The sequence below is a fragment of the Sphingopyxis sp. A083 genome (assembly GCF_001468495.1).
Classification (GTDB): Bacteria; Pseudomonadota; Alphaproteobacteria; order Sphingomonadales; family Sphingomonadaceae; genus Sphingopyxis; species Sphingopyxis terrae.
Genome location: NZ_LNSK01000014.1, coordinates 37941 through 61569 on the forward strand (window position 1 = coordinate 37941; position 23629 = coordinate 61569).

The 23629-nt window shown below is 65.6% G+C and carries 28 protein-coding genes and 1 other RNA gene; 6 read left to right on the top strand and 23 right to left on the bottom strand.

From position 1 onward, the window contains the following. Nucleotides 1-47 precede the first annotated feature (47 nt). On the top strand, nt 48-677 hold the full coding sequence (locus ATE59_RS16230) for a hypothetical protein (protein ID WP_058813327.1): 630 nt from the start codon (nt 48-50) through the stop codon (nt 675-677). Here ATE59_RS16230 and ATE59_RS18075 read toward each other — a convergent pair whose 3' ends face one another. The 10 genes from ATE59_RS18075 to ATE59_RS16270 all read right to left on the bottom strand — a co-directional run bounded on the left by ATE59_RS18075 (nt 678) and on the right by ATE59_RS16270 (nt 8531). Then, the gene (locus ATE59_RS18075; protein ID WP_162928206.1) at nt 678-839 is read right to left on the bottom strand and encodes a hypothetical protein; all 162 of its coding nucleotides are present in this window, start codon (nt 837-839) and stop codon (nt 678-680) included. It lies immediately after the preceding gene. 86 nt (nt 840-925) lie between these two features. Beyond that, nucleotides 926-1310: RNase P RNA component class A (rnpB, locus tag ATE59_RS16360), an RNA gene on the bottom strand. A gap of 83 nt (nt 1311-1393) precedes the next feature. After that, nucleotides 1394-1744, bottom strand: a complete 351-nt coding sequence (locus tag ATE59_RS16235; RefSeq protein ID WP_003051725.1) for a hypothetical protein — start codon at nt 1742-1744, stop codon at nt 1394-1396. A gap of 63 nt (nt 1745-1807) precedes the next feature. Then, complete coding sequence (locus ATE59_RS16240; protein ID WP_003050281.1) at nt 1808-2497, bottom strand: N-acetylmuramoyl-L-alanine amidase; 690 nt, start codon at nt 2495-2497, stop codon at nt 1808-1810. A 66-nt stretch (nt 2498-2563) separates the two neighbouring features. After that, on the bottom strand, nt 2564-3421 hold the full coding sequence (locus ATE59_RS16245) for a CheR family methyltransferase (protein WP_231737465.1): 858 nt from the start codon (nt 3419-3421) through the stop codon (nt 2564-2566). Continuing rightward, nucleotides 3418-4533: a chemotaxis-specific protein-glutamate methyltransferase CheB gene (gene cheB / locus ATE59_RS16250; protein ID WP_058813329.1), complete on the bottom strand. Its 1116-nt coding sequence runs from the start codon at nt 4531-4533 to the stop codon at nt 3418-3420. Before cheB ends, ATE59_RS16245 begins: the two co-directional genes overlap by 4 nt. Before the next feature lie 8 nt (nt 4534-4541). Further along, nucleotides 4542-4916, bottom strand: a complete 375-nt coding sequence (locus ATE59_RS16255) for a response regulator (RefSeq protein WP_003050271.1) — start codon at nt 4914-4916, stop codon at nt 4542-4544. A gap of 71 nt (nt 4917-4987) precedes the next feature. Further along, the gene (locus ATE59_RS16260; protein ID WP_120649320.1) at nt 4988-5425 is read right to left on the bottom strand and encodes a chemotaxis protein CheW; all 438 of its coding nucleotides are present in this window, start codon (nt 5423-5425) and stop codon (nt 4988-4990) included. Continuing rightward, nucleotides 5422-7824 carry a chemotaxis protein CheA gene (locus ATE59_RS16265; RefSeq protein ID WP_058813330.1) on the bottom strand — a complete coding sequence of 801 codons (2403 nt, stop codon included), beginning with the start codon at nt 7822-7824 and terminating at the stop codon, nt 5422-5424. Before ATE59_RS16265 ends, ATE59_RS16260 begins: the two co-directional genes overlap by 4 nt. Before the next feature lie 62 nt (nt 7825-7886). Beyond that, nucleotides 7887-8531 carry a histidine phosphotransferase family protein gene (locus tag ATE59_RS16270; protein ID WP_003050265.1) on the bottom strand — a complete coding sequence of 215 codons (645 nt, stop codon included), beginning with the start codon at nt 8529-8531 and terminating at the stop codon, nt 7887-7889. A gap of 119 nt (nt 8532-8650) precedes the next feature. Here ATE59_RS16270 and ATE59_RS16275 point away from each other — a divergent pair, with 119 nt between their 5' ends. The 3 genes from ATE59_RS16275 to mtgA all read left to right on the top strand — a co-directional run bounded on the left by ATE59_RS16275 (nt 8651) and on the right by mtgA (nt 11394). After that, nucleotides 8651-9607, top strand: a complete 957-nt coding sequence (locus ATE59_RS16275) for an RluA family pseudouridine synthase (protein ID WP_058813331.1) — start codon at nt 8651-8653, stop codon at nt 9605-9607. Nucleotides 9608-9685: 78 nt separating this feature from the next. Continuing rightward, a complete protein-coding gene (gene rpoH / locus ATE59_RS16280; RefSeq protein WP_003050258.1) occupies nt 9686-10588 on the top strand; it encodes an RNA polymerase sigma factor RpoH in 903 nt (300 codons plus the stop codon). 98 nt (nt 10589-10686) lie between these two features. After that, a complete protein-coding gene (gene mtgA, locus ATE59_RS16285; protein ID WP_058813332.1) occupies nt 10687-11394 on the top strand; it encodes a monofunctional biosynthetic peptidoglycan transglycosylase in 708 nt (235 codons plus the stop codon). 54 nt (nt 11395-11448) lie between these two features. Here mtgA and ATE59_RS16290 read toward each other — a convergent pair whose 3' ends face one another. The 5 genes from ATE59_RS16290 to ATE59_RS16310 form a co-directional block, all read right to left on the bottom strand. Further along, nucleotides 11449-11973, bottom strand: coding sequence for a tetratricopeptide repeat protein (locus ATE59_RS16290; protein WP_003050253.1), 525 nt, complete (start codon nt 11971-11973; stop codon nt 11449-11451). Nucleotides 11974-12005: 32 nt separating this feature from the next. After that, nucleotides 12006-13196 (bottom strand): RsmB/NOP family class I SAM-dependent RNA methyltransferase, encoded by a 1191-nt coding sequence (locus ATE59_RS16295; RefSeq protein WP_058813333.1) that lies wholly within the window; start codon nt 13194-13196, stop codon nt 12006-12008. A gap of 9 nt (nt 13197-13205) precedes the next feature. Then, nucleotides 13206-14663 carry an IMP dehydrogenase gene (gene guaB / locus ATE59_RS16300; protein WP_058813334.1) on the bottom strand — a complete coding sequence of 486 codons (1458 nt, stop codon included), beginning with the start codon at nt 14661-14663 and terminating at the stop codon, nt 13206-13208. A gap of 194 nt (nt 14664-14857) precedes the next feature. Next, the gene (locus ATE59_RS16305; RefSeq protein WP_003050246.1) at nt 14858-15160 is read right to left on the bottom strand and encodes a hypothetical protein; all 303 of its coding nucleotides are present in this window, start codon (nt 15158-15160) and stop codon (nt 14858-14860) included. A 77-nt stretch (nt 15161-15237) separates the two neighbouring features. Further along, nucleotides 15238-15624: a hypothetical protein gene (locus ATE59_RS16310; protein WP_156416824.1), complete on the bottom strand. Its 387-nt coding sequence runs from the start codon at nt 15622-15624 to the stop codon at nt 15238-15240. Nucleotides 15625-15675: 51 nt separating this feature from the next. On the opposite strand from ATE59_RS16310, the gene ATE59_RS16315 reads away from it, so the two are divergent. Together ATE59_RS16315 and ATE59_RS16320 are read left to right on the top strand one after the other, a co-directional pair. After that, nucleotides 15676-16917 carry an MFS transporter gene (locus ATE59_RS16315; RefSeq protein ID WP_003050241.1) on the top strand — a complete coding sequence of 414 codons (1242 nt, stop codon included), beginning with the start codon at nt 15676-15678 and terminating at the stop codon, nt 16915-16917. A 205-nt stretch (nt 16918-17122) separates the two neighbouring features. Beyond that, nucleotides 17123-18127 carry a GGDEF domain-containing protein gene (locus tag ATE59_RS16320; protein ID WP_058813336.1) on the top strand — a complete coding sequence of 335 codons (1005 nt, stop codon included), beginning with the start codon at nt 17123-17125 and terminating at the stop codon, nt 18125-18127. A 31-nt stretch (nt 18128-18158) separates the two neighbouring features. On the opposite strand, the gene ATE59_RS16325 is transcribed toward ATE59_RS16320, so the two are convergent. The 8 genes from ATE59_RS16325 to ATE59_RS16355 form a co-directional block, all read right to left on the bottom strand. After that, entirely contained in the window at nt 18159-19037 is an 879-nt protein-coding gene (locus ATE59_RS16325; protein WP_058813343.1) for a class I SAM-dependent methyltransferase, read from the bottom strand. Between the two features lie 4 nt (nt 19038-19041). After that, entirely contained in the window at nt 19042-20439 is a 1398-nt protein-coding gene (thrC, locus tag ATE59_RS16330; protein WP_058813337.1) for a threonine synthase, read from the bottom strand. 27 nt (nt 20440-20466) lie between these two features. Beyond that, on the bottom strand, nt 20467-21135 hold the full coding sequence (locus ATE59_RS16335) for an SURF1 family protein (protein ID WP_003050233.1): 669 nt from the start codon (nt 21133-21135) through the stop codon (nt 20467-20469). Next, entirely contained in the window at nt 21119-21520 is a 402-nt protein-coding gene (locus tag ATE59_RS16340) for a DUF983 domain-containing protein (protein WP_003050231.1), read from the bottom strand. Before ATE59_RS16340 ends, ATE59_RS16335 begins: the two co-directional genes overlap by 17 nt. 1 nt (nt 21521) lies before the next feature. Then, nucleotides 21522-22397, bottom strand: coding sequence for a cytochrome c oxidase subunit 3 (locus ATE59_RS16345; protein ID WP_003050228.1), 876 nt, complete (start codon nt 22395-22397; stop codon nt 21522-21524). Nucleotides 22398-22477: 80 nt separating this feature from the next. Then, the gene (locus ATE59_RS16350) at nt 22478-23044 is read right to left on the bottom strand and encodes a cytochrome c oxidase assembly protein (protein ID WP_058813338.1); all 567 of its coding nucleotides are present in this window, start codon (nt 23042-23044) and stop codon (nt 22478-22480) included. Continuing rightward, entirely contained in the window at nt 23041-23190 is a 150-nt protein-coding gene (locus ATE59_RS18080) for a hypothetical protein (protein ID WP_197409192.1), read from the bottom strand. Before ATE59_RS18080 ends, ATE59_RS16350 begins: the two co-directional genes overlap by 4 nt. Further along, on the bottom strand, nt 23187-23629 hold a 443-nt coding region (locus tag ATE59_RS16355; protein WP_197409193.1), incomplete at its 5' end, for a UbiA family prenyltransferase. The genes ATE59_RS18080 and ATE59_RS16355, both read right to left, overlap by 4 nt.

Below are 23629 nucleotides of genomic sequence, written 5' to 3' on the forward strand. Positions count from 1 at the left end.
GAAAGATCGTGCGAGGATATCCGATCGTCACGCAAGGAGATGGGTCGATGCGGGGAATTATCGTCGTTGCATTGTCGCTGGCGGCAAATGGTACCCAGGCGATGCAGCCGCCGGGCGATGCACAGATCAAGGCTGACCTAAGCCGCGGCGAAGAGCTTGAAACGCGCATCGCGGGCGACCTGAATAGCGATGGCGTCGACGACATCGCCTATATCGTCCGCGGTGACGACAAAAGGACATTGCGCGTTCGCCTGGCCGGCAAGGGCAAGATCGATTTCGGCCATGCGCCGCTGGGCATGCTCGACCTCGACGCCTATCCGCTCGGCGCGGCGGAGATGTCGGTCGCGAAGGGCGTTCTGGTGGTCAAGGACCTGACCGGCGGAACGACCGCGACGACGGCGACCTATCGCTTTCGGCTCGACCCGGAGGCTGGGCGGATGAAGCTCATCGGCCTCGATGCGACGATGTATAGCCGCACCTTCGCGCACGACGGCAGCGAACTGAGCTGGAATCTGCTGACCGGCGACGTCATCACCTCCACGCTCAAGCTAAGCGGGTCAGGCGAAAATGCGTCCTATCAAAAAACGGGACTCAAGCGTTTTCGCCGCCCGATCCGCGTCTATTGGATGGAAGACGCGCCCAGCGGCGAAGATGCGTTCGACGCAGCGGCGAAATGACTATTGCCCCTGCCCCATCAGCGCCGGGATAATCCACACTATCGACAGCACGATTACCGCCAGAAACAGTGAAATCGCAAGGACATAGCGCACACCATGACCTTTGACGCCACTGCTGGCTTCTTCGTCGGTCACTTCGACATGGTCGTCGACGACTTTCATGGTTCGTCTCCCTTCAGACTGTCTGCATCCAACGCGGGGCTGGACAGCGCGGTTCCCGCGCGCGGGGCGCGCGGGGATGGGAGAGTGAAGCCAGAGGGTCTGTAAGCCGGGTTCTGTCCACCCCGTTGCCGGGGATGGGCGATCATTCCTCTAGGCGGCCGGTTGCCCGGACGCTCAAGCAGTCAACCCGGACGGCGGGGCCGGAACCAGCCCTGAGTCACCTCGTGCCATCCCTATTCGACCTTGCTCCCGGTGGGGTTTGCCGTGCCGCGTCCGTTACCGTCCGCGCGGTGCGCTCTTACCGCACCCTTTCACCTTTCGCCGGGCCGAAGCCATTGGCGGTCTGCTCTCTGTGGCACTTTCCCTTGCTCCGGTTGCCCGAAGCCGCCGGACGTTATCCGGCACCGTGGTTTCCGTGGAGCCCGGACTTTCCTCCCCCGCTTGCGCGGCGGCGATCGCCCGACCCTCTGGCCTTATGCGGTTATAGCGCGAACGAGCGCCGATTGCGAGCGATTGCGCGAACGGCGGAAGTGGGGTGGGAAGAGGACGTTCGATTAGACAAGAAGGCGGGTAGCTATCAACTGCTCGATCATTCGCAAATCGGTTTCAACGCCGGGCGAATTGTATTCATCCTTGTTGCGACTAGCCCACGCTTCAATGACACGAACGCCGCTTGGTGATCCGTCGAGCCGAACGCCATATATGCAGTGACCAGTCCATGATCGGTGAAAATAGAGCCAGCCCTCCTCGAAGAAAATGAACCATTTATCGTCCATGTCCTTTGGAATGTGGCCACGCTTTATCCGTTCGGCCTCATCATCTGAAAACAATAGCCCGAGCTCTAATGACTCCCGTTCCACCGGTAACGGCAGCGTCTTCCGCGATGTGCGAGTGGCGATATCCATGTTCCCACATAAAGCCATGAGGCCTACGTCCGCAATCGGTCGTTTCCGGTCACTCCCAGCCGATCAATCACCCTCGGGCTGCGGCAGCAGCAGCGCGAGCAGGATCGCGCGGCATTCGCCGTCGATCGTTCCGTCGATCAGTTCGGGGCGGAAACGGCGCTGAAAGGCGACGGTCGCGGCAAAGCCGTCGGTGACATCATAGCCGAAACGTTCGAGCGCGAGCAGGAAGCCGGCGTCCGTCCATAGCGGATCGGTCAGTTTCTTGGTCGGCCGCGGCAGCGCCAGGCGCCGGCGCGCCAGTTCGCCCCACGGAAAAAGCTCGCCGGGATCCTGTTTGCGCGTCGGCGCGATGTCCGAATGACCGACGACATTGCCGCGCGTGATCGCGTGGCGGTCCTTGATCTGATGAACGAGCCGCACGACCGAGGCGACTTGCGGGTCGGGAAAGGGAACATAGCCGAATTCATGACCGGGATTGACGATCTCGATCCCGACGCTCGCCGAATTGATGTCGCTGATCCCGCGCCAGTGGGACTTGCCCGCGTGCCAAGCGCGCTTGTCATCGGGCACCATATGGGTGATCTGGCCGTCCTCGCTGACGACATAATGCGCCGACACCTTCGCCTCGGGATCGGCAAGCCGATCAAGGGCTTCGGCGCCGGTCTTCATGCCGGTATAATGCAGCACGATCATCGAGATGGGCAGCGCGCGCTCGTCGAAATTGGGTGACCAGCGTTCGATAAAGTCGCTCATGCGTGTCGCGGCCCATTCCTGCCCTGCCTTGTGTTCGCTTGCGCCAGTCGGGCGCAAATTGCAAGGTCAGGCCGCGACCGGCGCGCGCACCTGCTGGTCGGCGGGCTCGTAAAGCCCGCGCAGGCGGCGGCTCGACACGAACTGGTCGGTCTGGCCGAGCACCGTCTCGCCCGCCCCCAGCACCAGAAAGCTTTGCGGCGCGGCGACAGAACGCAGCCGCGCGAAGGCCTTCTGCCGCATCGGCAGCGAGAAATAGAGCAACAGGTTGCGGCAAAAGATGAGATCGGCCGGGCTGGCAAGCGGCGGGCGATCGACGAGCATATTCTGCACCGAAAAGTCGATCCGGCGCCTGAGGTCGGCCTTGGCAAGCCAGCCGCCTTCGGTCTGGTCGAACCATCGCACCATGCGCTGCACCGGGAGACCGCGCTGAATCTCGAACTGGCTGTACAGCCCGACGCGCGCGCGCCTGATCGCATGATAGCTGACGTCGGTGCCGACGACATCGACCTGCCACCCCGCCCATTGCTCGCCCTGTTCGGCGAGCAGCATCGCCATCGAATAGGCTTCCTGGCCGGTCGACACGCCGCAATGCCAGATCGTGACGCGCCGCTTGGCCGCATTGGTTTCGCGAATATGCTCAAGCGCGGTCTTCGCTATGTCATCGAACACACTGTGTTCGCGGTAGAAATAGGTTTCGTTGTTGAGCATCGCATCGACCGTGTCGTCGAGCAGTTGCCGGCTGGTCGAGGTGACGAGCGATGCGACGAGCGCGTCGAGATCGGCGATACCGTGGCGCTGCATCACCGGCTTCAGCGACATTTCGATCCGCCATATCCGGTTCGGCGACAGCGTCTGGCCGGTGCGCGATTCGAGTACCCCCATCAGCACGCGATAAGCGGACTCGCTGGCACCGCCGCCCATCATGACTTTTTGCTGCCGCCAAGATAGGCGCCGAGCATCAGCGCGATCGCGTCGGGGTTGAGCGTCGCCGCGGCAATCCCCGCCTTGGCAACGGCACCGGGCATCCCCCAGATGACGCAGCTTTCGGGCGCCTGCGCGAGGACCGTGCCGCCCGCATCCTTCAGCCGCGCCGCGCCGGTCGCCCCGTCGCGGCCCATGCCGCTCAGCACGACGGCCACACCGCCGGCTCCATAGACGTCGGCGACCGAAGCCAGCATCGGGTCGGCGGAGGGGCAACAGCCATTGTCGACCGGACGGCGATCGAGCGCGATTTCCTGCCGCCGCCCTGCATTGACGACCATCAGATGGGCATCGCCGGGGGCAAGATAGATATGGTTCGGCAACACCGGCATTCCCGCCGCCGCGACGCGGACGGTGCGCGCCGTCATCGTTGCAATCTGGCGCGCGTAAAATTCCATGAAGGCATCGGGCAGATGCTGGGTCAGCAGGATCGGCGCCGAAATCCGCGGATCGAGATTGGCGAGGAAGTTGGTGAAGGCCGGAATGCCGCCGGTCGAGGCCGCGACCGCGATGCAGGCGAGCGGCGCCGCCGCATCGAATGCCACCTGGGCCGGTGGCGGAATTTCGCGGCGGGCGAGCCGCGCCTCGGGCGGGATCGGCTGCCGCTGGCCGAGCGACAGGATTCGGTCGGTCAGAATCTCGGCGAAGCGACCCGAAAAGCTGCCCCGCCCCGGCTTTGCCAGCGTATCGCTCGCGCCGAGCGAGAGCGCGTCGATCGCGGACGGGCCGCCCTCGACGCAGTTCGACGACAGGATCAGGACACGGGCGTTCACGGCGCTGCGCAGGATATGCGGCAGCGCGTCGATCCCGTTCATCCCCGGCATTTCGATATCGAGCACCACGACATCGACGGGCTCGGTCGCCAGAAAGGCAAGCGCATCATGCGCCGATGCGACCGAGGCACACACCGTCAGCCCCGGCGTACCGTCGACAATGCGCTCAAGGATGCTGCGGACGACCAGGCTGTCGTCGACCAGCATCACGCGAACCGTGCGCGCCGCCGGTATGTCGGTTTCGACCTTGGGATCAGTCAGCGAAGATTGGGGCAGCGACACGTCCGGGCTCAGGCAACGCCGACGAGTTGCAGTTTCCCTTCCAGCGTCTCGCGATCGAACGGCTTCATGACATATTCGTCGGCTCCGGCCTCGATCGCGGCGCGGATATGGTCGATGCTGTTTTCGGTCGTGCAAAAGACGACGCGCGGGCGCTCCTCGATCCCGAAATCGAGATCGTTGAAGGCGCCGAGAAATTCCATCCCGCTCATCACCGGCATGTTCCAGTCGAGCAGGATCACGTCGGGCCGATTGGCGCGGCAGAAGGTCAGCGCCTCCTGCCCGTCGGCCGCTTCGTCGACCGAAAAGGACATGCTTTCAAGAATATGTCGCGCGACCTTGCGAATGACTTTGCTGTCATCGACGACCAGACAGGATTTCGACATTTATTCCTCCGACCCCGGAATTTACGCCACGTTACGGCGAAGGGGTGTCCACTATGTTAATACGGCCCGCATCACGCTGCCTTAAGCGCGGGCGGTACGATAAAATGCGACGGATCGACCACGAGCAGCGACGCGCCCTCATGCTCGATCATCGCTTCGGCGACGCGCGCCCATCCCGGCATCAGCTTGCCGGCCAGGCGCGTCTCGGCCGCGTCGATGAAGCACACATCCTCGATTTCGTCGGCAAGCAGTGCGTAGCCATGTTCCGCGACATCGACGACGATCACCCGCTGCCCGCTCGCGACCGCCACCGGCGGCAGGCCGACGACGACATGCGGGTCGATCAGCGTGAAGACGCGGCTGCGCAGCGCGAACAGGCCCGCGACGTGCGGCGGCGCGCCCGGCACTTCGACCGGCGCCCCGACCGTGACGACCGAGTTGATCGAGCGCGAGCGCAGCGCGACGCGCGTGTCGGCGATGCGCGCGATCAGATACAGCTTTTCCATCATGACCGCGCTCCTCCGACCTTACGGCGCAGCGCAGCGAGCAAGCCCGCACGGTCGTAGCGATAGACGCTCGCGCCCTCGGGGCTTGCCGAAACCACTGCCGACCGCAAGCAGATGACGGGAAGATCGCCCGCATCATGGCCGCAGCCCTGTCCGCTTTCGGTCAGGCACAGCATCACATCGGCCTCCTCGCCCGCGTCGGCGGCGGTGGCGACGCGGTAGCCCGCGCCGCGCAGCAGCGGCGCCAGGAAATTCTCGCCCCACCCGTCGGCATCGCCCACGAGCCGGCACAGCGGCGCGCGGCCCGCGACAGCGGTGCGGCCGCCGGCGTGACATTCCATGATCCAGAAAGGATCGATGAGTTCGACCGGCTCGCCGCCGACCAGCACCACACCCGCGATCAGGCCCGGCGCCGATGCGGGTTCAACCACGTCGGGCAGGCGCACGATGTCGATCACCGCCGCGATCGGGTAACAGATCACGGTATCGCCGTCGTACAGTCGCAGCAGTTTCACCGCCGCCTCGCCGGCCGGCACCGTTGCCGCGTGGACGGGGAATATCTCGTCGCCAACCTGCACCCGAACGGCGCCGCCGCTTTCGAACAGCGCCGATTGGGGCACTTCCTCGACCCGTTCGATCACCGACAGGCAGACGCCGCGCGTGCGGCCGTCGGCCTCGCGGAACAGCAGCAACTGCGTCGCGTTGCGCGCCCGTTCGGCCTGCGCCTCGCGTTCGTCGGCGCGGTCCTGACTGCGGCCGGCTTCACCGGCATCGACGCCCGACGCCGCGAGCAGCCCCTGAACATCGAGCAACAGCACCGGCCGGCCGTTGTCGGGCAGCGTGGTGCCCGCATAAAGGCCGGTCGCCATGATCATGGGCGCGGCGGGCTTGATGACCAGTTCCTCATGGTCGTGGATCGCCGCGACGCTGAGCGCATAGCTCTGCCCCTGCCCCGGCCGGATGATGACGAGCGCGCGGTCGTCGACATCGTCGTCGTCGCCGCGCTGACGCGCCAGCACATCCTCGAGCCGCAGCAAGGGGAATTGCTCGCCGCGCACCGTTGCGATTTCGCCGCCACCGAGCCGCTCGATGCGAACACTGTCGTTCGTTTCGAGCAGGATTTCGCGCACCGATCCGCGCGGAATGGCAAAATATTGCCCTGCTGCGCGCACCATCAGCCCCGAAATGATCGTCAGCGTCATCGGAACGCGCAGCAACACCGACAGGCCGCGCCCCTCTTCATTGCGCAGTTCGACAAGGCCGCCGATCTTTTCGACATTCGCCTTGACGATGTCCATGCCGACGCCGCGGCCGGAAATTTCCGTGATTTGCGCTGCGGTCGAAAAGCCCGGACGAAAGATCAGCTCCAGTTTTTCGGCCGGCGTCAGCGTCCGTGCGTCGGCCGCCGAAAGCAGCCGGTTGGCGATCGCCTTGGCAACCAGCGCGTCGGGCGACAGGCCGCGCCCGTCGTCGCGCACTTCGATTTCGATCTGATTACCCGACTGGCGCGCCGAAACCCTGATGGTGGCGGTGATATCCTTGCCCGCCGCGACGCGCTCGTCGAGCGCCTCGATCCCGTGATCGATGGCGTTGCGGACGATATGGATCAACGGATCGCGAATATTCTCCATCATCTCGCGGTCGAGCTCGACCTCGCCGCCACTCGTATCGAAATGGACCTTCTTGCCCAGTTCCTGCGCCAGATCGCGCACGATGCGCGGCAGCGGCGCGAACAGCTTGTCGATACGCTGCATCCGCATCTGGCTGACCGACTGGCGCATCCCCGCGATCGAATCGGAAAGGCGGTCGAACGCGCCGATCAGTGCCGCATCGGCTCCAGACTCGCGCAGCATCCGCGCAAATTCATTGCGTGCGAGCACGATGTCGGTAACCCCCGTCATCACGCTGTCGAGCAGCGGCAGCGGCACGCGGATCGACCGCCAGCCCTGCAATTCGGTGATGATATCGTCGTCGCGCCGCATCCGGATCGCCGCCGGAACCGCGGGTGCCGCGTCCGCCTGCACCGGATCAGGCGCATCGCCCGACAGGGACGCGATAACGTCGCCATCCTCACCCGCCGGCTCGGCGCCTTCGCTCGCCAACCGCTCGCACAGCATCGACAGTCGATCGACGATGGCGAGCACGCCGGTGACGAGCGCAGCGTCGGGCGCGCGATGACCGCGGCGAACCTGGTCGAGCGCCTCTTCGGCGGCATGCGAAAGCGCGGTCACGCGCGGCAAAGCCAGAAAGCCCGAGCTTCCCTTGATCGTGTGCATCATCCGAAAGATGGAATCGAGCTGCGCCCGGTCGGCGGGATCGGCCTCCCACACGACCAGCGCCCCGCCGGCATCGGCAAGGATTTCCGACGTTTCAGCCAGAAAATCGTTCAGAAGATCGTCCATCGCGGTTCCGCTGCGCCCCAAAATCAAGGCGCAACCATGACCGACAATGGTTAAGGAGCGCTTTACCCGGCGGGCCGCAGCACCGCGCCGACGAGCAACGACGTCGGCGTTTCGCGCGCCAGCATCACGGTGCCGTTATTCTGTGCCGCCACCGCCTGAACGAGCACCGCGGGAGCGGTTCGCGAAGTCATCGCGGCGGCCGCCTCGCCTTCCGCGAGGATGCGTTCGACGTCGGCATCGACCAGGATGCGCTCGGCCTCGGCATGCAACGCGATCTCGATATTTTCGCCCTGCCGCTCGCAGCCGATGTCGAGCCGTCCGCCGCGGACCAGCGCATCGACCAGAATCAGCGCGAGGTTGAGGATGATCTTGACCGCCGGTTTGGGCAGCGCGTCCTCGCCGATCATCCAGTTGAGCGTGATCGGGCGGTCGGCCATGATCCCTTCGATCGCGCCCTTCGCTTCGGTCGGCGGCACCGCTTCGCCGAAGCCGCCCGCCGATCCGAAGGCGAGCCGGAAGAATTTGAGCTTCGCCGCCGATGTCCGTGCGCTTTGTTCGAGCAGGTCGAGCACCCGCGCCCGCATCTCGGGGTCTTTTTCATCGGCCAGCAGCTCGAGGCCGTTGGCAAAGGCCCCGACGGGGCTCAGCAGGTCGTGACACAGGCGCGAGGCCATCATCGAGGCGAAATCGACGCGATCGTCGGTCATGGATGCAGTGGCTCCCCAAGCTCGGCAGTTTCCGGCACCGCCGCTCCTAGGGCAGCGGCCCCCTTCAGGGCAAGCGCCATCCCCTTGAATATTGCCCGGACGGGGCCACATGACGACCAATGAAGGGGGACGACGACATTCTGACCGTGGCGTTGGGCGACAGCGCGGCCGGGTTGCGGCTCGACCGGGCGCTGGCGGAGGCTTTGCCCAGCCTGTCGCGCGAGCGCGTCAAGACGCTGATCAAGGGCGGCCGCGTTACCGATGCCGGCGGGCGCATCCTGTGGGATCCCGCCGCCAAGGCATCCGCACCGGCGAAGCTCGAACTGCGCCTGCCCGCCCCCGCCCCCGCGCATAATGTGGCGCAGGACATGAATCTCGTCATCGCCTTTGAAGACGAGCATCTGATTGTGGTCGACAAGCCCGCGGGGATGGTCGTTCATCCTGCCGCCGGCAATCTCGACGGCACGATGGTCAACGCGCTGCTCCATCATTGCGCCGGACAATTGTCGGGAATCGGCGGCGTCGCGCGCCCCGGCATCGTCCACCGTATCGACAAGGGTACGAGCGGACTGATCGTCGCCGCGAAACATGACAAGGCGCATGAGGGGCTGGCGAAGCAATTCGCCGCGCACAGCATCGACCGCCGCTATCTCGCGATCGCGACCGGTCGCCCGATGCCCGCCAACGGCACGGTAGAGGCCGCGCTCGGCCGGTCGAGCGTCAATCGCAAGAAGATGGCGGTGGTCGAGCCGGGCCGCGGCAAACATGCGATCACCCATTACCGGACGATCGAGCCGCTGCGAGACGCAACTTTGGTGGAATGCCGGCTGGAAACGGGCCGCACGCATCAGGTTCGCGTCCATATGGCGCATATCGGCCACCCGCTCGTCGGCGATCCGGTCTATGGGCGCGCCCGAAAGCCACTTTCGGACTTGCTGAAAGCACGTCATTTCGCGCGTCAGGCGTTGCATGCAGCCCATTTGGGCTTTATTCATCCGGTGACCGGTAACAGCATCGCGCTCGACAGCGAACTCCCAGCGGACATGCGGGAACTGATCGATGAACTGCGCGTTTAGGTTTCGAATGAAAATCTATTTTGACCGCGAAAGGCAATCGCGGCAGGATATTTTCAGGTTTTAGGGAAGACACTCTCCATGGCTAACAAAAGCAATGTTCCGGCAGTGGTGCCCGCGCTCGGCGGTGAGGCGAGCCTGAACCGCTATCTGGCCGAAATCCGCAAATTTCCGCTTCTGACGCCCGAGCAGGAATATATGCTCGCCAAGCGCTTTCAGGAGCATGGCGACAGCGAAGCTGCGGCGCAGCTCGTCACCTCGCACCTGCGTCTCGTCGCTAAGATCGCGATGGGCTATCGCGGCTATGGCCTGCCGGTCAGCGAACTGATCAGCGAAGGCAATATCGGGCTGATGCAGGGCGTGAAGAAATTTGATCCCGAACGCGGCTTCCGTCTCGCCACCTATGCGATGTGGTGGATCCGCGCCTCGATCCAGGAATTCATCCTGCGCTCGTGGAGTCTTGTCAAGATGGGCACTACCGCGGCCCAGAAGAAGCTGTTCTTCAACCTGCGCCGGATGAAGAATAATCTCGAGGCGTTCGAGGACGGCGATCTCAGCCCCGAAAACGTCGCCAAGATCGCAAAGGATCTGGGCGTCACCGAGGATGAGGTGGTCAGCATGAACCGCCGCATGGCGATGGGCGGCGACACGTCGCTCAACGTGCCGATGGGCGAGGATGGCGACAGCCAGTGGCAGGACCTGCTCGGCGACGAAGGCCCGCTTCAGGACGAGCGCGTGGCCGAGGCCGAAGAACGCGACGTGCGGCACGAGCTGCTCACCGAAGCGCTCGCAACGCTCAACGAGCGCGAACGCCACATCCTGACCGAACGGCGCCTGACTGACGACCCGAAAACGCTCGAGGATCTGAGCCAGGTCTATGACGTCAGCCGCGAACGCGTCCGTCAGATCGAGGTGCGTGCCTTCGAAAAGCTGCAAAAGGCGATGCTCAAGCTTGCCGGTGAACGCCGCCTAATCGGCGCCTGAACGCTAATCCTCGCGCCCGCGCCGGTTGGGGGCGAGGTTAGCGGTCTTGTTCCGATCGCGCGCTTGCCTCAGGCGCGCGAGCGGTTAATTTGCCCGGCATGGCATCCCGATCCCGCGCAAGAAAGCGCACGCTCCCCTGGTATCTCCGGCCCTTCAAATGGCTCCTATGGTTCGCCCTAGTGTCGGCAGCGTGGGTGCTCGTCTATGCGGTGGTGCCGCCGCCCGTCACCTTCACCATGCTCGCCGACAGCAACGGCATCACCAAGGACTGGACGAGCCTTTCGGCGATCGACCGCAACATGATCCGCGCCGCCATCGCCGCCGAGGATGGAAAGTTCTGCACCCATAACGGCTTCGACACCGAAGCCATCGAAGATGCGATCGAGCGCAATGCCAAGGGCAAGCGGCTGCGCGGCGGGTCGACGATCAGCCAGCAGACGGCAAAAAATGTCTTTCTGTGGCAGGGCAGCGGCTGGACCCGCTATCTGCGCAAGGTGCCGGAAGTTTGGTTCACCTTCCTGATCGAAACCTTCTGGAGCAAACGGCGGATCATGGAAGTCTATCTGAACGTCGCCGAGACGGGGATCGGCACTTATGGCGTCGAAGCGGGCGCCCGGCGCTATTTCAACCATGGTGCGAACCGCCTCAGCCCGGCCGAGGCCGCGCGCATTGCCGCGATCCTGCCGCTCCCCAAAAAGCGCGAGGCAATCAGTCCGTCGGGCTTCACGCGCCGTTACGGCAATATGATCGCGGCGCGCATCGGCCAGGTCCGGCGCGATGGTCTGGACGCGTGCATCTATAAATAGGGGAGCGCAAGCGGCGCGCCGCGCCCAGTTCTGGCTGCCTCAGTTTTGGCTGCCTCAGTTCTGGCTGGGCGTCACGGTCGCGACGACGGGTTTGGGCGTGATTGCCTCTGCCGCGACGACGCGCTTCGTGTCGCCATTGGCGATTGCCTTTTCGAGCGCCGCGACCTGCGGGCATTTATCCTTGCACAGCCGCTGGACGTCGGCGAGCTTTTCGCGCGCCAGTTCGATCGCGCCCTTGTCGGCGAGCGCTTCGCCCTGCCCCGCCAGCGCGGCGATGTCGTTGGGTTCGAGCAGCAGCGCCTCGCGATAAAGGCCGATGGCCTTGCCCGGCAGGCCCTGCGCGCGCGCGACCTGCGCCAGCGCGATGATCGCCGAACGGTTGCGCGGGTCGGCGGCAAGCGCCGATTCATAGGCGTCGATCGCGGCGTCGAGATCGCCCTTCGCCTGCGCCGCCTGGCCCTGGTTCATCAGCGCTACGGACTGAGGCAGGATATCATTGTCGGCACGCTGCGCATCGGAGGCTACAGGCAGGCTGGCCAGAACAAGACCGGCGCCAAGGGCCAGTAAACTGATGCGCATCGCATTCTCCCATCGCTTCATTTGCGGCGACGCTAACATGGCGCGGTCAGCCGTGCGAGGAAAAAGCCGTCGCATCGGTCGTGCGCCGGGGTGAACAGATAGCCCGCGCCCGCGGCGCGCGCGATGCCGTCCGGCAAATAGCCACTGTCGGCGGTCCAGCCCCGATGTCGGTCCAGAAACGCTTGCACCTGTGCCCGCCCCTCGCGCGCGATGATCGAGCAGACAGCATAAAGGAGTTTGCCGCCCGGCGCCACCAGATCGGCACCGATGGCGAGCAGGTTCGCCTGATCGGCCATATGGCGGTCGAGGCGCGCCGGCGTCAGCCGCCAGCGCAGTTCGGGGCTGCGCCGCCAGGTGCCGCTGCCCGAACAGGGTGCATCGACGAAAACATGCGTCGCCTTGCCGCACCAATCGGCCAGCATCGCCGCTTCCTTCCCCGGATCGAGCAGGCGCGTCTCGATCCGCGTTGCCCCCGCCCGCTCCGCACGGGGCGGCAATTGCTGGAGCCGCGCGCGATTGACGTCGCATGCCAATATGTCGGCGGCATCGCCGGTCAACGACGCAATAGCGAGCGCCTTGCCGCCGCCCCCGGCGCACAGGTCGACGATGCGTGCGCCCGCTTCGGCACCCAGCGCCGCCGCCGCATATTGGCTCGCCGCATCCTGCACCTCGAACGTGCCACCTTCGTAGGCGGGATGCTGGATCGCCGCGGTTTCGGGCGGCAGACGCCAGCCGTCGGGCGTGCCCTCGATCGCGCGCCCCTCGGGAAAAAGTTCGGCAAGCTCGTCGCGCGACGCCTTCAGGCGGTTGGCGCGCAAGTCGAGCGGTGCGCGTTCGAGCATCGCCTCCTCTTCCGCGCTCTCGATCAGCGGATCGAACAATTCGGCAAGCGCCGACGCGACGACGCCGGTTTCGGCGCGCGGCTCGTCGCTGCCTATCGGCGCGGGCCCGTAAGGCGATCCGTCGAACAGCGCCGCGAGCGCCGGATCGCGGTCGGCGAGCGCGAGCATCGCCGCGCGCCCCGACACCGGCACCGACCGCACCGCGCGGATCGCGTCATAGACGTGGCCGCGGATCGCGCGCCGGTCCTTCGATCCCGCATAGCGCCGTGCCCGCATAGCCTCGGCAAACAGGGCGTCGGCGGGCGCCCCGCCCTCGCGCGCCGCGGCAGCGATGGTATCGAGAATCTCGATCGCGGTCTGGACGCGCGCGGCGGGGGTCATGCGATGGCCTCAGCCCGCCGGATAATTCGGTGCCTCGCGCGTGATCGACACATCATGGACATGGCTTTCGCGCAGGCCCGCATTGGTGATGCGCACGAATTTGGCGCGCTCGCGGAAATCGGGCAGCGTGCGGCTGCCCGTATAACCCATCGCCGCCTTCACGCCGCCGACGAGCTGGTGGATGACATCCTTCGCCGCGCCCTTGAACGGTACCTGGCCTTCGATGCCTTCGGGAACCAGCTTCATCTGGTCCTTGATGTCCTGCTGGAAATAGCGGTCGGCGCTGCCGCGTGCCATCGCCCCGACGCTGCCCATGCCGCGGTAGCTCTTGTAGGTGCGCCCCTGGTAGAGGAAGGTTTCGCCCGGCGCCTCGGCCGTCCCGGCGAGCAGCGATCCGACCATGACGCTCGACGCCCCGGCCGCCAGCGCCTTGGCGATGTCGCCCGAGGTGCGCAAACCGCCATCGGCGATGACCGGAACGCCATGCTTGGCCGCAACTTCGACGCTGTCGAGGATCGCGGTGAGCTGCGGCACGCCGACCCCGGCGACGATCCGCGTCGTGCAGATCGATCCCGGACCAATGCCGACCTTCACCCCGTCGGCGCCCGCGTCGATCAGCGCGCGCGTCGCTTCACCGGTCGCGACATTGCCCGCCAGCACTTGGACCCGGTTCGACAGCTTCTTGATCTTCTCGACGGTCGCGCCAACCATCTTGCTGTGACCGTGCGCGGTATCGACCACGATCAGATCGCATTCGGCATCGAGCAGCGCCTCGGCCCGTTCGACCCCGGTGTCGCCGGTGTTGGTCGCGGCGGCAACGCGCAACCGGCCGCTCTCGTCCTTGGTCGCATCGGGGAAGTTGACCGCCTTTTCCATATCCTTGACGGTGATCAGGCCGATGCAGCGATAATCCTCATCGACGACGAGCAGCTTTTCGATGCGCCGCTGGTGGAGCAGCTTGCGCGCCTCTTCCTGACTGACGCCCGCGCGGACCGTCGCCAGATTTTCCGCAGTCATCAATTCGCGCACCGGCTGGCCCGGATTATCGGCAAAGCGCACGTCGCGGTGCGTGAGGATGCCGACCAGCTTCCCGCCGGTCTCGACCACCGGAATCCCCGAAATGCGGTGCTGCGCCATCAGCGCGGTGGCATAGGACAAGGGGGCGTCGGGCGTGATGGTGATGGGATTGACGATCATCCCGCTTTCAAAGCGCTTCACCTGGCGCACCGCCGCGGCCTGTTCCTCGACGGTCAGATTGCGGTGGAGGACGCCGATGCCGCCGATCTGCGCCATCAGGATCGCCATGTCGGCCTCGGTAACCGTGTCCATCGCCGACGACAGGATCGGAATGTTGAGGCTGATCTCGCTGGTCAGCCGGGTCGACAGATTGGCGTCCGAGGGCAGAATGTCCGACGGGCCCGGCACCAGCAGCACATCGTCGAAGGTCAGGCCGGTGAAGATTTCCATGGGTGCCACTTTCTGGTGCGGGCGGCGCCTGACCCCGCGGCGGCGGGCGGCACACGCGATTCGTTCGGTGGCGGCCCATGTAACCAGTCAATTCCCGGCGCGCCAGTGGGCGGCGCAGGAATATTTGCGCCGGTCAGCGTCGCGAAAAGGCGGCGGGATTGCGGCTGACAGTCCGCACCCCCGCCGCCCTGCCCCTACCAGCGCCCGAGCACGAGGAAGAGCCCGCCGATAAACAGCGTCACGCCGACCGCGAACTTCAGATAGTCGGCAACGCCCAATGTGAGCTTCGCACCGTACCGGGCGCGAAAGGCCGCAACATTCGCGCGCAGATCAGGGGTTCCGGTGACGCGTCCGACCTCGAGATGACGTCCGGTCTTGAGAAAGGCGAGCGCGTGCGCGACCTCCTCTTCGGACACATCGGGATAACGGCGAAATATATCCTCGGCGCGCAGCGCGTCGGCGCCGAGCGGAGGCCCGGCGGCAATTGGTTCGGTCATGTTCAAATTCCATCGATGATCGCCCTCCGCACTGGGGGCAAGGATCGGCCGGCGCACGGCGGCGCACGGCCCGTCGATCAGATGGCAATCATCGGCGGCGCGCGCGCCGAATAGGGCGCCGCGGCAGCACGGTGAGTCCAGCCAGCGGCGACCCGGCCGAAGTCGGGCCGGAACAGTCCGACGGCGGGCAATGCTGGCGGCGCGGCGGACAGCGTGGCGGGATCGCCGCCCACCGGATGCCGGTCATCGTCGCCGGCGCGATAATGCGCGCTGAGCGTAAGGCCGCCGGCACGGACGAAAGGATGCCCGCCATCATAGGGCGCTCCCGCGATGGCGGCGGCGGTTTGATCGACCAGCCGGGCCGGGGCTGAGGCATCACGCACGAGGCCGCCCGCGCCGAGCGCAACGAGCGCCAGCCACGCCAGGAAGACGCCAACACGGCGGCGCAGGTCGGAATCGAACATCCGCATCGCCTCCATATTGCGTCTCGCGGCCGCAAAAGCTAGCGCGGAGGGGTGAACGCGCCAACGACACCCCGGGCATCCTCTCCCTTCGCGCCTTTTCGCTATCCTGCGTTCCGCGCGATCTGGATCGCCAATCTGGCGTCCAATATCGGGTCGATGATCCAGTCGGTCGGCGCCGCCTGGCTGATGACCGAGCTCACCGGCTCGCATCTGCTCATCGCGCTGGTGCAGGCGAGCGCGACAATCCCGATCATGTTGCTCGGCGTCTTTGCCGGGGCAATCGCGGACAATTTCGATCGCCGCCGGATCATGCTGGCGGCGCAAAGCGCGATGCTGATCGTGTCGGCAGCGCTGACCGTCACGGCGTGGATGGGGGCGCTGACGCCGCTGCTGCTGCTCGGCTTCACGCTCGCGGTCGGGTGCGGTACCGCGCTCAACGGCCCTGCATGGCAGGCATCGGTGCGATTGCAGGTCGGGCCGAAGGATCTACCACAGGCGATCACGCTCAACAGCGTCGCTTTCAACCTCGCGCGCAGCGCCGGCCCGGCGCTTGGCGGCTTGCTCATCTCGCTGACCGGCCCCGCCACCGCCTTCGGGATCAATGCGCTCAGTTATCTGGCGCTGATCGTCGTCCTGCTGCGCTGGCACCCCGAAGTCACGCCGCCGCGGCGCACCCCCATATTGGGCGCGATCGCGATCGGCATCGGCTATTGCGCCCGCTCGAGCCCGCTGCGCCGCGTGCTGACGCGCGGCTTTGCCTTCGGCATCGCCGGCGCTGCCTTTTCGGCGCTGCTGCCCTCGCTCGTCCGCGATCGGCTGCACGGAACCGAGATCATCTACGGCCTCTGCCTCGCCGCGTTCGGCGCAGGGTCGATCTTCGCCGCGCTCTGGGTCGGCGAAGCCCGGAAACGCTGGGGCAGTGACCGGGTTGTCAGCATCGCGTCCTTGGTCTTTGCCGCCGCGATGGTGCCGGCGGCCACGGCGCTGACGCTGCCGCCGCTGCTGGCGACCGCCTTTGTCGCCGGGGCGGCCTGGGTTTCGACACTGACCACGCTCAACGTGGCCATGCAACTCCGCTCGCCCGAAGAGATATTGGGCCGCTGCCTGTCGATCTATCAGGCGGTAACCTTCGGCGCGATGGCGCTCGGCGCCTGGCTGCTCGGGACGCTCGCCGATCTGACCGACCTGCCGACGGCACTTTTTACCGCGGCCGGATGGCTGACTTTTACCGGTCTTTTGCTCCCGCTCATCGCCCCGATGCCGCGCCGCGACGATGGCCGCGTGATCCCCTGAAATTTTTTGTCCGTACCGGTACAAAAGACGCGCCGCGCCACCTTAAAGGCCGACGCCGGCGCCCGTTAAAGCGGGTATGACCACACATGCTACATCATCGAACGAGCCGGTAGGGCGGCTCCTTGGTTGGCTGGGGCTCCGCCACGGAAAAACCGGCGCCCAAGCAGGAGACGCCGCATCGCTCGGGGGGCGTACCCCGCGCGACATGGTGACGGAAGCCCGTCAGCAGCTCGTCGGTGCGATCGCTTCCTTCCTGCTCGACCATGATCTCGATGTATCGGCGGCCAATCTCCTGATCGCGCACAGTGCCTTTTCGGGGATCAATCCAAGGCTTGCGCGGCAGATCGCGACGCGATCGCAGACCGGCGACGGAATCACCCAGCAGTGGCTGGACGAACTGGCGCAGCAGGAACCGATCCAGCCCGACCGCGCCGAACTCGATCGCCTCGTCACCCGCCTCGAAACCAACCTCGACACCTTCCAGACCAACACCAAGGCCGCGCGCAACGCGACGAGCGATTATGGCGTCAAACTCGAAAAGCATGTGACCGACCTTCAGCAGGTGCAGGTCACCGGCGAACTCGTCACCCATCTCGCCGATCTCGCCAAGGCGATGCTCGACCGCACGCGCCATGCCGAAGAAGAAATGCGCCGCAGCGAGGATGAAACGAAATCGCTGCGCCGCAGCCTCGCCCGCGCCAAGCGCGACGCCGAGGTCGACTATCTGACCGGCCTGCCCAACCGCCGCGCCTTCGAGGTGCTGCTCGAGCGCCATTATGAAGAAGCGCGCGCGAGCTGCGAACCGCTCAGCGTCGCCTTTTGCGACATCGACAATTTCAAGCTGGTCAACGACACCCACGGCCATGAGGCGGGCGACCGCGTCATCAAGCTGATCGCCGATACGCTGGCGCATATCTCGAACGACCATTGCCATGTCGCACGCCACGGCGGCGAGGAATTCGTCATGCTGTTCCGCGGCCTGCCGCCCAGCGAAGCCGCCGCTCGTCTCGACGAAGCACGCGAACAACTCGCAGGCCGCCGCCTTATCAACCGCAAGACCGACGAGCCCTTCGGCCAGATCACCTTCTCGGGCGGGGTCGCCGACGTTTTCGGTTACAATAATGCGCGCGACGCGCTGAAAGCCGCCGACGACGCGCTCTACCGCGCCAAGGAAAGCGGCCGCAACCGGATCGAATTGGCGGGGATCTGACGCCCCCTGCCCATCGATCACCAATCGAGAGTCAGCGACTCCAGCGCGCGAAAATGGCCGTGGGCATCAGTAGCCCCCGCGCCTCTTCGCGCACCGCAAGCTCGCCGCATTCGACCTTGCCCGGCAAATCGGCGAAAATCTGCGCCAGCAGTTCGCCAATCGCCAGCGCCGACATGCGCACCGCATAAACGGTGAGGAACAGAGCGCGGCTGTCGGCATCGAGGAGCTGGCGGCAATCGGCAAGCAAGGGCGCCAGCCCCTCCTCGATCTGCCAGCGTTCACCGCCCGGGCCGCGTCCGAACTTCGGCGGATCGAGCAGGATCGCATCGTAGCGCCGCTCGCGCCGCACCTCGCGCGCGGTGAACTTGCCGGCATCGTCGACGATCCAGCGGATCGGCCGGTCGCTCATGCCCGCGAGTGCAGCATTGTCGCGCGCCTGCGCCACCGATTTCTTCGACGCATCGACGTGCGTGACCGCCGCGCCGGCCGCGGCGAGCGCCTGGCTGCCGACGCCGGTATAGCCGAACAGATTCAGGAACGCGGGATCGGCCTTGTCGGCGACGCAGCCGCGCAGCCAGTCCCACACCGGTGCCATGTCGGGAAAGAAGCCGAGATGGCGGAACGGGGTGCAGGACGCGGTGAAGCGCGCTTCGCGCCATGCGAGCGGCCACCCTTCGGCTGGCACGGGGCGATGAAAATACCAGCGGCCGCCGCCATCTTCGTCGGATGCGGGGATGAATTCGCCGTCGGCAGCATCCCATTCGCTGTCGGCCAACGCAGGCTGCCACATCGCCTGCGGTTCGGGACGTATGAAACGATAGGGGCCATAGCGTTCGAGCTTGCGCCCGCCGCCGCTATCGACCAGCCCGTAATCGTCCCACCCCTCGCCGACGAGCGTCGCGAGCGGCAGCAGATCAGCCACGGGCCGCCTCGCGCAGGATATGGGCCTTTACCGCGTCATAGTCGCCTGGCAGCTTTTCATAGCGCTCCTCGCGGTCGAACAGATTGCCGAGGCGGGCGGGCAGCGCCGGACGAACGCCTGTCGCGCGTTCGACCGCATCGCGGAACTTGGCGGGATGCGCAGTCGCGAGCGTCACCACCGGCACGTCGGCATCGATATCGAGCGCGCGCGCCGCGGCCAGCCCGACGGCGCTATGCGGATCGATGATCTGCCCGCCATGTTCCTGCGCCCATCGCAGCGCCAGCGTCATGCCATCGGCATCGATGCGCGCGCTCGAAAACAGGTCGCGGGCGCCAGCAAGCATATCCTCGGGAATCGACATCGCTCGGCTGCGGTCGAATTCGGCCATCATCGCATCGATCGCAGCCCCGTCGCGACCCGCGAGGTCGAACAGCAGCCGCTCGAAATTGCTGCTCACCTGAATGTCCATCGACGGCGTCGCGGTCGCGGTCACACTGCCCGCGCTGTAATCGCCACGCGATAGGGCGCGGTGCAAGATGTCGTTGACGTTGGTAGCGACGACCAGCCGCGCCACCGGCAGCCCCATGCGCGCCGCGACATAGCCTGCGAACACGTCACCGAAATTACCCGTCGGCACGCTGAACGCGATCGCGCGGTCGGGGGCGCCGAGGCGGACCGCGGCATAGAAATAATAGACCACCTGCGCCATCAGTCGCGCCCAGTTGATGCTGTTGACCGCCGACAGCGTCAGCACGCTGCGCGCCTCGGCATCGCCGAACAGCCGCTTCACCATCGCCTGCGCGTCGTCGAAGCTGCCGTCGATCGCGATGTTGTGAACGTTGGGCGCCAGCACGGTCGTCATCTGGCGGCGCTGCACGTCGCTGACCCGCCCTTCGGGGTGGAGCATGAAGATACGGATATGCTCGCGCCCCGCGACCGCCTCGATCGCCGCCGATCCCGTATCGCCCGACGTCGCGCCGACGATGGTCAGATCGGTATCGCCGCCGCTCAGGAATTTTTCGAACAGCTGGCCGAGCAGTTGCAGCGCGACATCCTTGAACGCCAGGGTCGGACCGTGAAACAACTCGAGCAGCCAGAGGCGATGGTCAAGCTGGACGAGCGGCGTCACCGCATCATGACTGAAGCGGCCGTAGGCGGCCCGGCACAATTCGCGCAGTTCGGCCTCGTCGAGCACGCCGGCGACGAAGGGCATCATCACGCGCACCGCGGTTTCGGCATAGTCGAGCCCCGCGAGCGCGCGAATATCCTGCGCCGACATCTGCGGCCAGGCGGCCGGGACGTAGAGCCCCCCGTCGCTCGCAAGGCCGGCGAGCGTGGCGGCACGGAAGTCGAGGGTCGGCGCGGAGCCGCGGGTGCTGATATAGTCCATGACGGAAAAGCGCCTAGCGGCGCACCGTCACCGCTGCAAGCGGCGGCGCACCGCGATGATATAGATAATCAGCGCGATCGCCGCGAACAGGAACCATTGCACGGCGTAAGCGAGGTGGTTGTTGGGCATGTCCGCCGCCGATGGCACCGCGCTGGGCCGTAGTCCCGCGGCGGGCTGGTCGGCGACCAGCATCGCGCGCGCCGGCACGGCACGGCCGGTCAGCCGCTCGATCAGGCTCGGCTGCTCGGGCCCCGGTACGATCGTGCCCTGAACCGTGCCGCCCGTCCATTTGGGCGGCGTGAAATCGTCGGCGATACCGATGTCGACCAGCACACCCGGTCCCTCGGCGCCGGTGCGGCAATCCGCAATCATGCGAATACCGCCTCCGCCCTTGCGATCGGTGCCGCTGCGCGGATCCCAGCGCACCGGCTCGAGACAGATAACGCTGCTTTTGCGATAGAGCATCGCGTCGGGAACCGGCGGCAGCTTCGGATAGGTCACCGTCGCCGACATCGCCCCGTTGCGTTCGTAAAGCGCGATCAGCGCTTCCTTCTCGCCCTTGCGCTGCAACTGCCAGATGCCAAGCGCAATCATCGTCGCCACGGCGGCGAGAACCAGGATCGTCGGAATCACCGGCCAGCCGCGCGGCGGCGCGACGGCTTCGCCGGGCGAAGGAGCGTCAGGCGTCGTCGTCATGCCGATCCACCAGGCGCCCTTCCGCCGCCTTGCGCTGATGTTCGCTCGCGAGCAGCGCGGCCTTGCCAACCCGCAGGCCGTAGACGACCGCGGCGGCCGTGATCGGCACCCACAATAGCACATGCACCCACAACGGCGGCTCGAATGCGAAATCGACGGCAATCGCCGCGGCAACGATCAGCGCACCGATAATCATGGTCAGAAACGCCGCCGGCCCGTCGCCGACATTGTAGGTCGAGTAGTCCAGCCCGCAGGCGCGGCAGCGCGGCGCGAATTTGGTCGGCCCGTCGAACAGCGTCGGCGCGCCGCATTCGGGGCAGAGACCGAAAAGGGCAGCGCGCCAGACCGGCGGCTGCCCCTTTTGATGCTGTTCGCTGTCCGGCAATTTAGTGCGCGGCAACCGGTGCGCCCCAGCCACCCCAGACATAGACGATGATGAAGAGGAACAGCCACACCACGTCGACGAAGTGCCAGTACCAGGCAGCGGCTTCGAAACCGAAGTGCTGCGTCGGCGTGAAATGGCCCTTGTAGACGCGGACGAGGTTCACGATCAGGAAGATCGTGCCGACCAGAACGTGGAAACCGTGGAAGCCGGTCGCCATGAAGAAGGCCGAGGTATAGTTGATCGTGCCGAAGGGGAACGGCGCTTCGGCATATTCATAGGCCTGAATGCAGCTGAAGGTCAGGCCGAGGATGATGGTCAGCCACAGACCCTTCTTGAGCCCTTCGCGATCGCCGTGGATCAGCGCATGGTGCGCCCAGGTGATCGTCGTGCCCGAGCAGAGCAGGATCAGCGTGTTGAGCAGCGGCAGCGAGAAGGCGTCGATGACATGGATGCCCTTCGGCGGCCAGATCGACGCGGCCACCGCACCTTCCTGCCCGAACAGCGAGGTCACCGCACCGTCGACGATCTCGACCGGCGCCGGAAACAGCGAGAAATCGAACCAGGCCCAGAACCAGCCGACGAAGAACATGACTTCCGATGCGATGAACAGGATCATGCCATAGCGCAGGTGCAGCTGAACGACCGGCGTATGATCGCCGGCGTGCGCTTCCTTGATGACCTCGCCCCACCAGCTGAAGAAGGTGGCGATCACACCCATGAAACCGAGGCCGAGCACCCATTTGCCGGCACCGCCGAAATGGTCGGCGTGCATCGCCATGACGAGGCCGAAGAACATCACCAGCGCGGCGACCGAGCCGAAAAGCGGCCAGACGCTGGGATTTACGAGGTGATAATCATGATGTTTGGCACCGGCCATGTCACAGTTCCCGTTTTTTGCCCCAGCGCGATGATCCCCATCATCTGCCGGTCCTTGGTAAGACTCTATTGGTTGCGGCCTTAGCTCGCCTTTTTGCCCTCGTCCACTGGGTAGAAGGTGTAGCTGAGGGTGATTTCCTGAATGTCGCGCGCGTCGGGATCGTCCTTGATCTTGGGATCGACGAAGAACAGCACTGGCATGCGGATCTGTTCGCCCGGCTTCAGCGTCTGCTGGGTGAAGCAGAAGCACTGGATCTTGGTAAAATATTTCCCCGCCTGGTCGGGCGTTACGTTGAAGGTCGCGGTGCCGGTGATCGGGTGCGGCGAATTATTCTGCGCGATGAAGATCGCCATGTCGCGCGCGCCGATGCTGACCGTATCGGTGGGATGTTCGGGATAGAATTTCCACGGCAGCTTGGGCGACACATTGGCATCGAAGCGCACCGAGACGGTATCGCTCAACACCTTCGGTGTCTCGGCCGCGGCGACCGGATCGTAACGCTGCGTCGTGCCGCCAAAGCCGGTGACGCGGCAGAAAAGATTGTAGAGCGGCACCGCCGCGAAACCCAGCCCGACCATCGCCGCCGCGAGCAAGGCCGCGAGCGCCGCGGTGCGGCCATTTTTCCGGCGTGTCGCTTCGTTCGTCATTTCGGTACCACCATGCGCGCCATCGTAATGAAGAAAAAGAGGAAAGCGAGCCCGCCGAGGATCCAGCCCATCAGGTTGGCGCGCACGCGCTGGCGGCGGCGATACTCGGCTTCGTCGAACGGCTGTTGCGGATTTTCGTCGGTCATAGTGGCAACCAGTGATCGGCGACCACCGCGCCGAAGAGGATGAAAAGATAGGCGATGGAAAAGGCGAAGAGGCGCTTTTCGGGCTGCATCCGGTCGTCCGCACCCGCGCTGCGCAAGCCGACCTGCGCCGACAGCAGCACGAACAGCGCCGACAGGATCGTCGCAGTCCAGCCATAGAGCGCGCCCGTATAGCCGAGCGGCCAAGGCGCGATTGCCGCCGCCGCCATCACGACAGCATAGAGCAGGATCTGGCGGCGCGTCGCGCGCTCGCCCGCGACCACCGGCATCATCGGAATTCCCGCTGCGGCATAGTCGGAGCGCACGAACAGCGCGAGCGCCCAGAAATGCGGCGGGGTCCAGAGGAAGATCAGCAGGAACAGCGCGATCGGCAGCGGTGCGACGCTGCCCGTCGCCGCGACCCAGCCGATCAGCGGCCCGA